Origin of the sequence: Streptosporangium carneum, from assembly GCF_027922005.1 — a bacterium.
Taxonomy (GTDB): domain Bacteria; phylum Actinomycetota; class Actinomycetes; order Streptosporangiales; family Streptosporangiaceae; genus Streptosporangium; species Streptosporangium carneum.
Genome location: NZ_BSEV01000008.1, coordinates 107,677 through 121,093 on the forward strand (window position 1 = coordinate 107,677; position 13,417 = coordinate 121,093).

The 13,417-nt window shown below is 71.9% G+C and carries 13 protein-coding genes; 9 read left to right on the forward strand and 4 right to left on the reverse strand.

Going from position 1 to position 13,417, the window contains the following annotated elements:
• Positions 1-56: 56 nt before the first annotated feature.
• From PKF00_RS19140 to PKF00_RS19170, 7 genes are all read left to right on the forward strand, one after another.
• A complete protein-coding gene (locus PKF00_RS19140; RefSeq protein ID WP_271218922.1) occupies positions 57-1,187 on the forward strand; it encodes an amidohydrolase family protein in 1,131 nt (376 codons plus the stop codon).
• Between the two features lie 37 nt (positions 1,188-1,224).
• A complete protein-coding gene (locus PKF00_RS19145) occupies positions 1,225-1,509 on the forward strand; it encodes a hypothetical protein (RefSeq protein WP_271218923.1) in 285 nt (94 codons plus the stop codon).
• The gene (locus PKF00_RS19150; RefSeq protein WP_271218924.1) at positions 1,506-2,777 is read left to right on the forward strand and encodes a DUF6986 family protein; all 1,272 of its coding nucleotides are present in this window, start codon (positions 1,506-1,508) and stop codon (positions 2,775-2,777) included. Before PKF00_RS19145 ends, PKF00_RS19150 begins: the two co-directional genes overlap by 4 nt.
• Before the next feature lies 1 nt (position 2,778).
• Complete coding sequence (locus PKF00_RS19155) at positions 2,779-3,561, forward strand: aspartate/glutamate racemase family protein (protein WP_271218925.1); 783 nt, start codon at positions 2,779-2,781, stop codon at positions 3,559-3,561.
• Positions 3,561-4,901: an allantoinase AllB gene (allB, locus tag PKF00_RS19160; protein WP_271218926.1), complete on the forward strand. Its 1,341-nt coding sequence runs from the start codon at positions 3,561-3,563 to the stop codon at positions 4,899-4,901. Before PKF00_RS19155 ends, allB begins: the two co-directional genes overlap by 1 nt.
• Entirely contained in the window at positions 4,898-6,040 is a 1,143-nt protein-coding gene (alc, locus tag PKF00_RS19165; RefSeq protein ID WP_271218927.1) for an allantoicase, read from the forward strand. Before allB ends, alc begins: the two co-directional genes overlap by 4 nt.
• A gap of 290 nt (positions 6,041-6,330) precedes the next feature.
• On the forward strand, positions 6,331-6,795 hold the full coding sequence (locus tag PKF00_RS19170; RefSeq protein ID WP_271218928.1) for a cytidine deaminase: 465 nt from the start codon (positions 6,331-6,333) through the stop codon (positions 6,793-6,795).
• Positions 6,796-6,920: 125 nt separating this feature from the next.
• Here the strand turns inward: PKF00_RS19170 and PKF00_RS19175 are convergent, their stop codons facing one another.
• The 3 genes from PKF00_RS19175 to PKF00_RS19185 form a co-directional block, all read right to left on the reverse strand.
• Complete coding sequence (locus PKF00_RS19175; RefSeq protein WP_271218929.1) at positions 6,921-8,864, reverse strand: primary-amine oxidase; 1,944 nt, start codon at positions 8,862-8,864, stop codon at positions 6,921-6,923.
• A 551-nt stretch (positions 8,865-9,415) separates the two neighbouring features.
• On the reverse strand, positions 9,416-9,859 hold the full coding sequence (locus PKF00_RS19180; protein ID WP_271218930.1) for an SgcJ/EcaC family oxidoreductase: 444 nt from the start codon (positions 9,857-9,859) through the stop codon (positions 9,416-9,418).
• A gap of 226 nt (positions 9,860-10,085) precedes the next feature.
• Complete coding sequence (locus PKF00_RS19185) at positions 10,086-11,057, reverse strand: helix-turn-helix transcriptional regulator (RefSeq protein WP_271218931.1); 972 nt, start codon at positions 11,055-11,057, stop codon at positions 10,086-10,088.
• Positions 11,058-11,192: 135 nt separating this feature from the next.
• On the opposite strand from PKF00_RS19185, the gene PKF00_RS19190 reads away from it, so the two are divergent.
• Together PKF00_RS19190 and PKF00_RS19195 are read left to right on the forward strand one after the other, a co-directional pair.
• Positions 11,193-11,675, forward strand: a complete 483-nt coding sequence (locus PKF00_RS19190; RefSeq protein WP_271218932.1) for a VOC family protein — start codon at positions 11,193-11,195, stop codon at positions 11,673-11,675.
• Positions 11,672-12,775, forward strand: coding sequence for a winged helix DNA-binding domain-containing protein (locus PKF00_RS19195; RefSeq protein WP_271218933.1), 1,104 nt, complete (start codon positions 11,672-11,674; stop codon positions 12,773-12,775). Before PKF00_RS19190 ends, PKF00_RS19195 begins: the two co-directional genes overlap by 4 nt.
• 137 nt (positions 12,776-12,912) lie before the next feature.
• Here the strand turns inward: PKF00_RS19195 and PKF00_RS19200 are convergent, their stop codons facing one another.
• Positions 12,913-13,350 carry an Lrp/AsnC family transcriptional regulator gene (locus PKF00_RS19200; RefSeq protein WP_271218934.1) on the reverse strand — a complete coding sequence of 146 codons (438 nt, stop codon included), beginning with the start codon at positions 13,348-13,350 and terminating at the stop codon, positions 12,913-12,915.
• Between the last annotated feature and the right edge of the window lie 67 nt (positions 13,351-13,417).

Genomic DNA, 13,417 nt, shown 5'->3' on the forward strand with positions numbered 1-13,417 from the left:
CTGATGTCTGATAATCCTATGCCACTGTTGCCCTCAGGTTAAGGGGATCAGCCGGTATGGCTCAGATTCTGTTCACCGATGTCCGCCCCCACGATGTCCTGGTCGAAGACGGCCGCCTCGTCCCCCTGGAACGCAGAACGGAAGGGTGCGAGGTGGTGGAAGCGGGCGGGCTGCTCGCCCTGCCCGCCCCGGTCGACGCGCACGTCCATCCCGACAAGACCACCTGGGGACAGCCCTGGCTGAGCCGTACTCCGGCTCGGACGCTGCGTGACCTGATCGAGGGCGACGTCGCGGCGCGGGCGGGAATGACCGCGCCGGTCGCCGCGCGGGCCGCGGCGCTCATGGACCACGCGATCGCACGCGGTACGCGGGCGTGGCGGGCGCACGTGGACGTCGCCCCGGTGTACGGGCTGAGCAACGTGCACGGCGTGCGGGAGGCGGCTCAGGCGCGCGAGGACCTGCTGGACGTGCAGATCGTCGCCTTTCCCCAGCTCGGGCTGCTCTCGGCGCCGGGGACGGCGGAGCTGATGGAGCAGTCGCTGAAGGAGGGCGCGGACATCGTCGGCGGCCTCGACCCCGTGGGCGTCGACGGCGACCTGCACGGACACCTCGACCTGCTGTACGGCATGGCCGAGCGGCACACCGTACCCGTCGACATCCACCTGCACGACGGCGGCGAGCAGGGGGTCGCGCAGGTGCTCGAGATCGCTCGCAGGGCGAGGTCCAGCGGTGTGCCGACCACGATCAGCCACGCCTTCTGCCTGGCCGACCGCGAGGACCTGGCCGAGACGCTGGCCGAGGCGAAGGTCGCGCTGACCACCTGCGCGCTCGGCGCGGACCCGGTCCTGCCCGTCAGGTCGCTGCTCAAGGCCGGAGTGCTGGTTGGCCTCGGATCCGACGGGGTACGGGATCCGTGGACGCCGTTCGGCGACGGCGACATGATCAACCGCGCGCACCTGCTCGCCTACCGCACCGACGCCCGCACCGACGAGGAGCTGGCCACGTGCTACGAGGTCGCGGCGCACGGCGGCGCCGCCCTGCTGGGCCTGGAGCCGGCTCGGCTGCAGGCCGGCGACCCCGCCGACTTCATCCTGGTTCGCGCCGAGTCCGTGGCCCAAGCGGTCGTGGACAAGCCCACCCCCCAGTTCGTCGTCCGCAACGGACGCGTTCGCGAAAGGTCCTGTTGATGATCCGTCGAGCCATACCTGTGGCCACCGCTCCGGCGTGCCGGTGCTGCGTGCCGACGGCGGCGAGGACGTGCGCCGGGAGCCCGAGCTCGGCGAGAAGGGGCTCGCCGACGTGATCCGCATGCGGGGGTCGACGGAGCTGCGGCTGCTGCGCGATCGGTACGGCCGGCACCCGCTGGACGTGCTGGAGGAGCCGGTGCGGTTCCGCGCGCGGACCTGCTTCGAGACGATGAAGGCCGCCTGCTCCGAGCGTGACCGCATGCGCCGCGACCCGGCGCTGCCGTTCCCCGCCTCCTTCCGCGTCGTCGAGGCCGGCCCATGAGCGGCACCGGACGCTTCACCGAGCTCAGCGCCGACCTCGCCGCCGAGCTCGACACCCGGCTCGCCGCGGCGGACGAGCGGCTGCGTACGGCCTACCCCGGTGAGCCGTCCGGCCGGCAGCCGGTGCACACCGTCTACGTCCCGGCCGACCGCTACACGCCGGACACCGTACGAACATGGGGCCGAAGGGCCCGGGCGGCGCTGGCCGAGCACGGCCGGACCGCCATGGAGTTCGCCGACGCGCTCGACCTGCCGCCGCGGACGGCGGCGGAGGTGTATGACCTGGTCCGGGCCAAGCTGGAGCGCGAGCCGGTCGAGGACCTGAGGATCGACTTCGAGGACGGCTACGGCAACCGCTCGGACGCCGAGGAGGACGCCGCCGCCCGGACCGCCGCGAAGGCCCTCGCCGCCGCTGTCGCCGCCGGCGACGGCTCGCCCTTCTGCGGAATCCGGTTCAAGAGTTTCGAGGCGCCGACCCGGCGGCGCGGCCTGCGCACCCTGGCGCTCTTCCTGGAGACCCTCGGCCCGCCGCCCGGCGGCTTCGTCGTCACGCTCCCGAAGGTGACGTCCGTCGAGCAGGTGGAGGCGATGGTGCTGACCGGCGAGCGGCTGGAGGCGGCGTACGGGCTGGAAGCCGGGAGCCTGCGGTTCGAGATCCAGGTGGAGACACCGCAGGCGATCCTCGGCACGGACGGCGTCTCGCCGCTGGCGCCGATGATCCGCGCCTCGGCCGGACGCTGCACGGGCCTGCACTACGGCACCTACGACTACTCGGCGGCGCTCGGGGTGTCGGCGGCGTACCAGAGCGTGGAGCATCCGGTCGCCGACCACGCCAAGGCGGTGATGCAGGTCGCCGCCGCCGGCACCGGCGTACGCGTCTGCGACGGCTCGACCAACGTGCTCCCGGTCGGCGACGGTGACGCGGTCCGCGCCGCTTGGAGGCTGCACGCGCGCCTGGTCCGGCGCGCCCTGGAGGGCGGCGTCCACCAGGGCTGGGACCTGCATCCGGCCCAGCTTCCGAGCCGGTACGCCGCCGTCTACGCCTTCTTCCGGGAAGGACTGCAGGCCGCGGCCGCCCGGCTACGCGGCTATCTCGAACGCGAGGAGTCCGGCTTCCTCGACGAGCCCGCGACCGCCCGGGCGATGGCCGGGTTTCTCGCCCGAGGTCTCGACTGCGGCGCCGTCGGCGAAGCCGAGCTCCACGCCCTCGTCGGCATCGCCCCACCCGAACTACGTGCCGTGCGCGTCGGCGGCAGGACAGGGGGCTGACATGCGCATCCTGATCGTGAACGTGAACACCACCTCGTCGATGACCGACACGATCCGTGCCCAGGCCGCGGCGCACGCGTCGCCGGGCGTCGAGATCGTCGGCCTCACCCCGTCGTTCGGGCCCGAGTCGGTGGAGGGGAACTTCGAGAGCTATCTGGCGGCGGTCGCCGTGATGGACCGGGTCGTCCGATACGACGAGCCGTACGACGCGGTGATCCAGGCCGGGTACGGCGAGCACGGCCGCGAGGGGCTGCAGGAGCTGCTCGACGTCCCCGTGGTGGACATCACCGAGGCGGCCGCACAGGTCGCGATGCTGATCGGACGCACGTACTCGGTCGTCACCACGCTGGACCGTGCCGTACCGCAGATCGAGGACAGGCTGCGGCTCGCCGGGCTGACCGGCCGGTGCGCGTCGGTCCGGGCCAGCGGGTTGTCGGTTCTCGAGCTCGAGAGGGACCCCGCCCTGGCCGTCGACGCGATCGTCGCCCAGGCCCGCGAAGCCGTCGTCGACGACCGGGCCGAGGTGATCTGCCTCGGGTGCGGCGGAATGGCCGGCCTCGACCGGGAGATCACCGCCGCCACCGGGGTACCCGTCGTCGACGGCGTCGCCGCCGCGGTCGCCCTCGCCGAAGGGCTCGTCCGGCTCGGCCTCACCACGAGCAAGGTACGCACCTACGGGACGCCGCGCCCCAAGGCCGTGACCGGGTGGCCGATCACCACCGGGACCGCGACCGGCGTCCGGTCGACCGACGCGGGACGGCGAAGCCGTGGAGGTGACGCCTGATGGCCGGGCTGGACCTGCTGTTCAGGGCCCGTCGAGTGGTCACCGCCGACGGAGAGGCGGCACGCAGCGTCGGCGTACGGGGCGGGACGGTCGTCGCGGTCGAGCCGCTGGACGCCGGTCTCGACGCCGCCGAGGTCATCGAGCTCGGCGACGACGAGGTGCTGCTGCCCGGCCTCGTGGACAGTCACGTGCACGTGAACGACCCCGGCCGGACCGAGTGGGAGGGATTCGGGACCGCCACCCGGGCGGCCGCGGCCGGCGGCGTCACGACGATCGTCGACATGCCGCTGAACAGCGTCCCGCCCACCGTCGACGCGGCGGCGCTGCGGGTGAAGCGGGAGGCCGCCGAGGGGCGGGTGCACGTCGACGTCGGCTTCTGGGGCGGCGCCGTACCGGGCAACCTGCGCGAGCTGCGCGGGCTCCACGACGCGGGCGTGTTCGGGTTCAAGTGCTTCCTGCTGCACTCGGGCGTGGACGAGTTCCCCCATCTGGAGCCGGGCGAGCTGGCGGACGCGCTCCGGGAGATCAGGGCGTTCGACGCGCTGATGATCGTGCACGCCGAGGACCCGCACGTGATCGACCACGCCCCGCCCGCGCACGGCGCGAGCTACCGGGACTTCCTGCGCTCCCGGCCGCGCGACGCGGAGAACCTCGCGGTCGCGCGCGTCATCGAGCTGGCCCGCCGGACCGGCTGCCGGGTGCACATCCTGCACCTGTCCAGCTCGGACGCGCTGCCGATGATCCGCTCCGCCCGGCACGACGGCGTCCGGATCACCGTGGAGACCTGCCCGCACTACCTGACGTTCAGCGCCGAGGAGATCACCGAGGGAGCCACCCAGTTCAAGTGCTGCCCGCCGATCCGCGAGGCGGCCAACCGCGAGTCGCTCTGGCAGGGACTCGCCGACGGCACGATCGACTGCGTGGTCTCCGACCACTCGCCGTGCACACCGGAGCTCAAGCGGTTCGACACCGGTGACTTCGGCGCCGCCTGGGGCGGCATCGCGTCACTGCAACTCGGCCTGCCCGCGGTGTGGACCGAGGCCGGACGCCGCGGCCACACGCCGGCCGACGTGGTGCGCTGGATGGCCGAACGCCCCGCGGAGGTGGCGGGACTGTCCCGCAAGGGCCGGATCGCGCCGGGCTACCAGGCCGACTTCTGCGTGTTCGCGCCCGACCAGGCGTTCACGGTCGACAGGGACCGGCTGCACCACCGCAACCCCGTGACGCCCTACCACGGCCGCAGGCTCACCGGCGTGGTCCGCGGCAGCTGGCTGCGCGGCGTACGGATCGACATCGACGGCCCGCCGCGGGGCCGGCTGCTCAACCGAGGAGAAATATGACTTTCACCCGCTTTCCGGACCTGGCCTCGCGTGCGCTGGCCGGCAGTGTCGTGTATGCCAACGACGAGTTGTTCGCCGAGCGCGAGAACCTGATCAAGGCCGGTCCCGCGGTGTTCTCGGCGGAGGACTTCGGCCACAAGGGCAAGGTGTACGACGGCTGGGAGACCCGTCGCCGGCGCGAGCCCGGGAACGACTGCGCGATCGTCCGGCTCGGCGTCCCCGGCGTGGTGCACGGTGTGGTGATCGACACCGCCTGGTTCAAGGGCAACTATCCGCCGTACGCCTCGGTGGAGGCGACCAGCGTCGAGGGAGCGCCGTCACCGGCCGAGCTGGAGCGGGCGAGCTGGGAGACGATCGTCGGGAAGAGCGCGATCAAGGGCGACGCCGAGAACGCGTTCGAGGTGGCGGACCGGCGGCGCTGGACGCATGTCCGGCTGAGCATCTACCCCGACGGCGGGGTGGCCCGGTTCCGGGTGCACGGCGAGCCGGTGCCGGACCCGCGGTTCCTGGACGGCACCATCGACCTGGCCGCGCTGGAGCACGGCGGGGACGTGGTGGACTGCTCGAACACGTTCTACTCCTCGCCGGTGCAGCTGCTGCTGCCCGGCAGGGCCAGGATCATGGGCGACGGCTGGGAGAACGCCCGCCGCCGCGACGGCGGCAACGACCATGTGTCGATCAGGCTGGCGGCCCGTGGGCGGGTCCGCCGGGTGGAGATCGACACGTCGTACTTCGTCGGCAACGCGGCAGGCTGGGCCTCGCTGAGCGGGACCGACGCCGACCGTCCGGACGAGGACGCGCAGTGGTTCGACCTGGTTCCGAAGACCCGGCTGCAGCCGGACACGCGTCACTTCTTCCGCTCGGTGTCGGCCGCGCCCGTGACGCACGTCCGCCTCGACGTCTTCCCCGACGGCGGTCTGGCCAGGCTCAGGGTGCACGGTGAGCTGGTCGCCGACGCCCACCGGGCGGCCGTGCTCCGCTGGCTCGACCTGCTCCCCGCCGGACACGCCGTCCAGGTGATTCACGGGGCCGGCGTGCCCCGTCGATCCGCCGAGGAGCTCCTTCGCCGACGGCCGTTCGCCGACGGCGGCGTACTGCCCTCAGCGGTTCTCTCCGCCCTCCTGGGAGAACCCCGGTAAGTTCAGGGTCTCCGGCTTCACGCACGAGAAGGCGGCGCCTTCGATTGCGTCGGCGGCACCGTGCTGCTGACCGCGGACGGCCCGGAGGAGCTCAACACCGTCCCGAACCGGCTGAACGTCGTCGACTGATCCCGCTGGGCGCCGCGGCCTGTCAGACCGCGGCGCCCGCTTTCGTCGACGGGTGAGAACCCTCTCGCCCGTCCGGTTCGACTCCCGCCACCCGCTCCAAGCAAGAAGGCCCAGGTCAGGAGCGGTTCCGAGCCCGGGGCGGCAAGGATCCGACCGCCTCGATGTGGCACGATGCCTGCATGCAGCTTGATCAAACCCTTGTCGACGCGGCCGTCGCACAGATGGATCGGCGATGGCCGGCTGATGAGCCGGGCGGCGCCGCGGCCGTCTACCTGGAGGACGGGCAGATCCTCACCAGCGTCGGCCTGGACAATCTCAACGGCGGAGTGTCCCTGTGTCATGAGACTGGCGCCATCTGCCAGGCCTACACGCTCAACAAGAAGATCACCGCCTCCGTGTGCGTCTATCGGGCCTCCGAACGTGACCGCGTCCTCGTCCTTCCTCCGTGCGGCATCTGCCAGGAGCGCTTGGCCTTGTGGGGGCCTGACGTACAGGTCGGGGTGCCTGACGACTCCACCGTGACGGGGTGGGGCGTTCGCACTCTTCGCGACGTGAACCCGTTCTACTGGGGATCGCAGTTCACCGAAGACGGCGCCTGGCCTTCCCCTGAAGTCCACTCCTCCTGACAGACAGGCCCCGGCCCACAAGGGCGTCGGCGACGGCCCGGCCCCTCCCGCGGGCGACCGCGCGGCGGGCGGCGCCGAACGCCGCCGGAAGCACCCCCCGGCCGCCGGTACCCGCTCTCCGCCTCTCAGTCGCCGTGGTGACAGTGCCCGCCACGGTGCTCGGCCTCGTTGGCGGGCACGTTGAGCGTGGGGTTGCGGTCGAAGAACCCGTACGGCGTCAACGAGAACCCGACATGGTCGACCGGCATCACCGGCCAGTCCTCGGGCCGCGGGAAGTGGGTCACGCCGAAGGTGTGCCACAGCACGACGTCCTCGCCGTCCAGGGGCCGGTCACCCGCGACGTACGCGGGCAGACCGTCGCCGCCCGGGTTCTGGTTGACGAACTCGCCGGCCGGGTACCGCTCCTCAGGCGTGTACCGGGTGATCCACAGATCCCGGGTGGTGAACGCCGCCCGCGCGGCGATCGACGACGACGGGTCCGCCAGCAGGGTCGGGTTCTGCTCGGCGCGCAGCACGTAGCCGGTCGGCTGACCGAGCCGGTTGGTGCGCTCGGTGCTCACCACGTGCCAGGTCCGCCCGACCGAGGCGTCCGCACTGCGCACCCCCTCGGCCTCGCTCGCGATCCGGGTCCGGGCGTAGCTGAAGGCGTTGCCGTACGGGTTCTCCGGCGAGACCGGCACCCGGACCGCGTCGACCTCGTCGACCGCGTTCCGGAGGCCGTCGACCATCATGTCGAGGCGCGCGCTGAACAGGTGCTGGTGGAACGGGGCGGCCAGGCCCGGAGCCACCTCGCTGGCGTAGGGCCATTCTTCCAGCCCGCGGTAGGCCGAGGCGAAGAGGATGCCGGTGAGCTTGGCCTCGCACTCGATCCTGCCGTCGAGGTAGAGGTACCAGTAGAAGCCGTAGTCGTAGTTGCCGACCGTGGTGAAGAACGAAATCACCAGGCGGCGCTGGCGGCGGACCTCGGCCGAGTTCGGGGTGTAGATGTCGGTGTGCTTCCAGAGCGTGCCGTAGTCCTCCTCGTGCAGGCAGATCGCGTTGGGGATCCGCCGCACGTCCCCGGCCTCGTCGGCCAGGTCGACATCGACGTAGTGGATCTCGCCGAGGCAGTCGCAGCCCAGGGTGAGCGAGTTCGCGAACCGGCCGAAGAGGTATTCACCGGTGTCGAAGTAGTTCTGCCAGAACCGGACCGGCGCCGGGTCGCCGTACGGCACCACCATCTCGGCGATGGAGGCGCGGTAGACGACCGGCCGGAGCTCGCCGTCGTGGTCGGGGTCGGCGTAGGCCAGCTGGTGGAGCACCAGGCCCTCGCGGGCGTCGAACCCGAAGTGGAAGGACCAGTTCGCCCAGGTGATCTGGTCGCCCTCGACCTGGAACGACGGCCCGTCGGGCTGGGTTATCTCGATGGGTCTCAGGGTCTCCAGCGGCGCCGGGCGCCCCTGCGGGAGGTGGAACCTGCTCGGCTCCTCCGGCAGCGGGAAGACGCCGATGTCGACGATCTCGGTCGCCTTCTTCTCGATCAGGTCGACGTAGGCGCTCAGCCCGTCCACCGGGTGCGCCCAGACGTGACCGTCGGGGTCGGCCGCGGCGAAGCAGAGCACCCGGATGATCCGCCTGCCCTTCTCGCCGGGCAGGTCGAAGACGCCGGCGGAGAGCGGCGCGCATCTCACCTGCTCCGCGGTCAGACCGCGCTTGGCCAGCGCGTCGACCCAGGCCGGCTCCTGGGCGAGGATCCCGTCGACCGACATGAACTCCTCGACCAGGACCGGCATCCCGCCCTGGGAGCCGTCGACGTCGACGATCGCGGCCACCGCGTCGGCGGTGAGGTCGACGGTCACGTCCCGGGCGTCGCCGGTCGCGGTGTCGAGCAGCAGCACCCGCGCCCGGCGGTCGGGCCTTGGCCCGGTGCCGGCCTGGAACGCGAGCACCTCCTGCTTGTGCGGCTCGAGCAGGCCGACGTAGACGAAGCGGACGCTCTCGCCGGCCAGGCCGGCCTCGCGTACCAGGGCGGCGGTCCGCTCGATCTCGGTCGCGGTGAGGCTGGAAACCGGGGTGGTCAGGGTGGTCATGGGATCCTCTCTCGGGTGGGCCGCGTCGAGCCGCTCGACTCGACGCTCTTGAGACCGTCGTGCAGGCCATGGGCCGCCGGGGTGCGCCGCCGTAAGGGCATGACGAAGCGAACGGCGGACGCATGGATCTCCCTCATCGAGACGAAAGTCAGCAGGTCGCACGGGATGGCGTCCTCACACGCCCGGGGATTCCCCGTCCACCCCGCCCGCGCCGGAAGCGGCTCTGAAACAGGCGGCACAGTGCTCGTCGTGGCCGCTGACGCGCGGCCGAATCGCGCCACGTGACCATCCGTTCTCGAAACGTGAGGGAGACCTTGAGTTGACCATGACCGCACCGGCGGGGCAATCCCCACCTTGACCGTGCATCCGCCCCCGACAGGAGTGGCGCCGACGCGAGGGAAGCAGACCGCGGGCGACAGCGCGCGTTCGTGCTGGTCGCGGCACCCGCTGCGTGGACTCCCTGCCGGGCAGGCCGATGGTGATCGACGGCGAACTGGCCACAATCGGCCACAACGGCGGCCACAACACCGCCGCCGAACACCAGACGACGCCTAGGCGACCGGTTTGCCCATGTCGGTCCTGCGGGTGTTCTGCAACGACGTGAAGCGCCACGCGTCCGGCTGTCTCACCGCGGTGAGCGTGATGACGGAGTTCCGGCTCGGATCCGGCTTCTCACCGAGAGACGAGTTGCCGGTGGAGATCACGAGGGCGACGTCGGGCCGGAGGAACCGGATCGACAGGGCGGTCTCTCCGGTCCCGCCCGTGAGCCGGGACCCCTTCAGCGGACCGTCGAAGAGCGCACGATGTCCCTCCTCGATCGCCGCGCGGCCCTTGACGTGCATGCCGAAGAAGGTGATGTAGTCGGCGTCCTCGGTGAACTGCGCGGCGTAGGCGGTGGCGTCCCCCGCGTTCCATGCCTCCGTCATGCGGTCGAGCAACTCGCGGATCTGGCGAACGTCGACGGTTTCCGTGGTCTGTCCGGTTCCCGCAGTCATGAGGTTCCTCTCTATTTAGATGCAAAACTCTCTATTGCAGCCTGCACTATAGAAACGTGCATGTCTACATCGCCCGGAATCATGGCCGCCCCGACCGCGAGAACCCGTGGACGTTCGCGGTCAGGTCATGGAGTCAAGAAGGAGGGTCATGAGACAGCCGGTGTCGTGAGCGGCGAGCGCCTGCGTGGGATCCGCGCGAGCGTGCGTCGCGACGGTGTTCCGAACGTCATGCCTTGGCGAAGCGGCGGGCCAGGCGGGCGAAGGTGTCCTTGAGCTCGGCCGGGCCGACGACCTCGATGTCGGCGTCGAACCTGCAGATGGCGGACGCCAGGCCGATCCACGACCATGACCCCAGGACGAGCCTGCAGCGGTCGGGGCCGAGCTCTTCGACGACTCCTTCGCGGGTGTAGCGGGACACGACGGCGGCGGGCAGGTCGAGGATCACCTCGCCGCGGCACGACCAGTCGGCGGAGGAGCCGTCGGAGCCCCTGAACCTGGCGGTCACGAAGGCGGCCACCGTGCCCCCGGGCAGCTCTCGCGGTGTGAAGCGGGGCCCGGTGGGGGTGCGCGGGGTGATCCGGTCGACGCGGAAGGTGCGCCAGTCCTCGCGGTCGAGGTCCCAGGCGACGAGGTACCAGCGCCCGCCCCAGGTGACGAGGTGATGGGGCTGCGCCCGGCGCGGCGGGGCCGGCGCGCCGCCGTCGTCCGCTCCTGACGCGTAGTCGAAACGCAGTTCCTCGTGGACGTGGACGGCGGCGCTGAGCGCCATGAGCACGCCACTGTCGACCGGCGGGTCCGGCCGGAGCTCCGGCCGCTCGACGGCGGTGACCTGGAGGGTGTCGACGCGGTGGCGCAGCCGTGCGGGCATGACCTGGCAGACGGTGTGCAGGGCGCGCGCCGCGCCCTGCTCGATGGCGGCGCCGCTGGTGGTGGCGAGCCGCAGGGCGATGGCCAGGGCGACGGCCTGCTCGTCGTCGAACAGCAGCGGGGGCAGCTCCGAGCCGGCGTCGAGCCGGTACCCGCCGTCGGGCCCTTTGAAGGCCGTGATGGGGTAGCCGAGCTCGCGCAGGCGGTCGACGTCACGGCGTACGGTGCGGGGGCTGACGTCCAGCCGCTCGGCCAGCAGCGCTCCCGGCCAGTCCCGGCGGGTCTGGAGCAGCGAGAGCAGCGCCAGCAGCCGCGCTGAGGTTTTCGGCATGGCATCCATCTTGCCGGAAGAAGAGGACACATCCTGGCCGCTTTGCCTGCGACTGTTGTCCCCAGCCGAGCAAGTCCGCCGGCCGGGCGCGCCTGACGGCGTCCGGAGACGATGAGCAGAAATCAGGGGTCGAACATGTCCGTCAAGTCTGTGGCGCATGTGAACTTCCGGGGTGACGCCCGTGCGGCACTGGAGTTCTATCAGTCCGTGTTCGGCGGCGACGTCGCCGTCGTCACGTACAAGGACTCGGGAGACGTGCAGGACCCCGCCGAGGCGGATCAGGTGATGTGGGGCCAGCTGACCGCCGGCAACGGCTTCCACGTCATGGCGTACGACGTGCCCTCACGGTTGCCCCCGTCTTCGCCGGCCTTCCGTCGATCGAAGCGAAGGGAACACCCCACAATGAGAACGCGCCCCCTGGGCCGGACCGGGACACCGGTCAGCCCCTCCCGCATGGGCACCGTGATGTTCGGCCGGGTCGGCGGTCCCGGCCACGACGGCTGCGTGCGCACCGTCCACCGGGCCGTGGACGCGGGGATCGACGTCGTCGACACCGCCGACGTGTCCTGCGACCCGCCGGCCATCACGCGGGCGGCCGGCGGGCGGGCCGCGGCGTGACCCCGACGACCGTTCTGGACACCCGGGCGCTCAACCGCGCGACGCTGGCCCGGCAACTGCTGCTCGACCGCGCCGACGTGCCGGTGCTCGACGCCGTCGCACACCTGTGCGGCATGCAGGCGCAGGAACCCCAGGAGCCGTTCGTCGGACTCTGGTCACGGCTGCGCGCGTTCGACCCGGCGGTGCTGTCGGAGCTGCTGGTCGGGCGCGGAGTGGTGCGCACCCACCTCATGCGCCGCACCGTCCACCTCCTGACCACCGAGGACGTGCTGGCCTGGCGGGCCCGCCACGACCTCATGCTGCGCCAGCGGGTGCTCGGGACCTACCGTCGCGAGCTGGCCGGGGTGGATCTCGACGGGCTCGCCGCGGCGGGCCTGGCGGTGATGGCCGACGGCGAGCCCCGCTCGATGGCCGAGCTCGTACGGGCGCTGGCCGACCGCTGGTCAGGGCCGGGGCCGCGGGCGCTGGGAGAGATGCTGATCCCGGCCCTCGTCCCGGCGGCGCAGCTCCCGCCGCGCGGGCTGTGGCGGGCGAAGGGAGGAGTGCGCAACGTGCTGCTCTCCGCCTGGCTGGGGCGCGACGTCGACCCGCCGGCGCAGGACGGCTCCGACCCGGTGGGGCAGGAGCTGGCACGGCGCTACCTGGCGGCGTTCGGTCCCGCGGCCGTGGCCGACCTGCGTGCCTGGTCCGGCCTGACCGGGCTGCCCGCCGCGGTGGCCGCGATCCGGGACGAGCTGGTCGCCTTCCGCGACGAGCGGGGCCGGGAGCTGCTCGACCTGCCCGGCGGGCCGCGGCCCGACCCGGACACGCCCGCGCCGGTACGGTTCCTGCCGGCGTTCGACAACGCGATCCTCGGCTACCACGACCGCGGCCGGATCATCGACGACGCCCACCGCGGCCTGTCGGTCGCCGGCGCTCGCGTCGTCCTGGTCGACGGCCGGGTGGCCGGCACCTGGACCGTCGAGACCGGCACCGTGGTCGTCGCCCCGCTGAACGGCTTCTCCCCCGCCGACCGTACGGCGGTGGCCGAGGAGGGGAGCGCGCTGGCTTCGTTCCTCTCCGACGGAGACAGCGATCGCGTGCGGATCACCCCTCGGTGAGCGGGCCGACAGGCAACAAGGCCCTGCGCACCTCTCACGCGCGGCGACATCGGCCGGCGGGTCGGGGCCGGGCGGAGCCGGCGGCGCTCCACGGCTTGTGGGTCAGTGGTAGGTGACCGGCCCGCCCGGCTGCGCCCTCAGTCCAGTGAGCGGGTGCGGTCCCACGTCGACATGACGATGAGCGTCTTGGTGCCGGCCACGATCCCCGTGCGCCGGATGGCGTTGACCACCTGCTGCAGGTGGTCGACGTTGCGGACCCGGAACCGCACGAGGGCGTCCGGGTCGCCGGCGATCGTGTAGTACTGCTGGACCTCCGGGACCTGGCGCGCGATCTCCTCGATCTCCCGGGTGTCGGTGTCCCCGGTGAGGCGGATCTCGGTGAAGGCGTCGAGTTCGCCCACCGCCGCGTCGCTGACGAGCGCGACGTAGCCCTGGATGACCCCGTCCGCCTCCAGTCGCTCGATGCGCCGCGAGACGGGGGCTCCGGACAGGCCGACGCGTCGCGCGATCTCGCTGACCGGCATGCGCGCGTTGGTGCGGAGAAGGTCCAGGATCTGTCGGTCGATGCTGTCCATCACGCCTCCTTGAGTGCGAAAGAACATGCCGCACCACGCGCGATTATAGGGATTTGTTCCGAGACAG

Excerpts from the sequence above, each read along its gene's own strand:
- allB (WP_271218926.1), top strand. The coding sequence starts at position 3,561 with ATGGCCGGGCTGGACCTGCTGTTCAGGGCCCGTCGAGTGGTCACCGCC.
- PKF00_RS19200 (WP_271218934.1), bottom strand. The coding sequence starts at position 13,350 with ATGGACAGCATCGACCGACAGATCCTGGACCTTCTCCGCACCAACGCG.
- PKF00_RS19190 (WP_271218932.1), top strand. The coding sequence starts at position 11,193 with ATGTCCGTCAAGTCTGTGGCGCATGTGAACTTCCGGGGTGACGCCCGT.
- PKF00_RS19155 (WP_271218925.1), top strand. The coding sequence starts at position 2,779 with ATGCGCATCCTGATCGTGAACGTGAACACCACCTCGTCGATGACCGAC.
- PKF00_RS19185 (WP_271218931.1), bottom strand. The coding sequence starts at position 11,057 with ATGCCGAAAACCTCAGCGCGGCTGCTGGCGCTGCTCTCGCTGCTCCAG.
- alc (WP_271218927.1), top strand. The coding sequence starts at position 4,898 with ATGACTTTCACCCGCTTTCCGGACCTGGCCTCGCGTGCGCTGGCCGGC.
- PKF00_RS19170 (WP_271218928.1), top strand. The coding sequence starts at position 6,331 with ATGTGGCACGATGCCTGCATGCAGCTTGATCAAACCCTTGTCGACGCG.
- PKF00_RS19140 (WP_271218922.1), top strand. The coding sequence starts at position 57 with ATGGCTCAGATTCTGTTCACCGATGTCCGCCCCCACGATGTCCTGGTC.
- PKF00_RS19175 (WP_271218929.1), bottom strand. The coding sequence starts at position 8,864 with ATGACCACCCTGACCACCCCGGTTTCCAGCCTCACCGCGACCGAGATC.
- PKF00_RS19150 (WP_271218924.1), top strand. The coding sequence starts at position 1,506 with ATGAGCGGCACCGGACGCTTCACCGAGCTCAGCGCCGACCTCGCCGCC.
- PKF00_RS19180 (WP_271218930.1), bottom strand. The coding sequence starts at position 9,859 with ATGACTGCGGGAACCGGACAGACCACGGAAACCGTCGACGTTCGCCAG.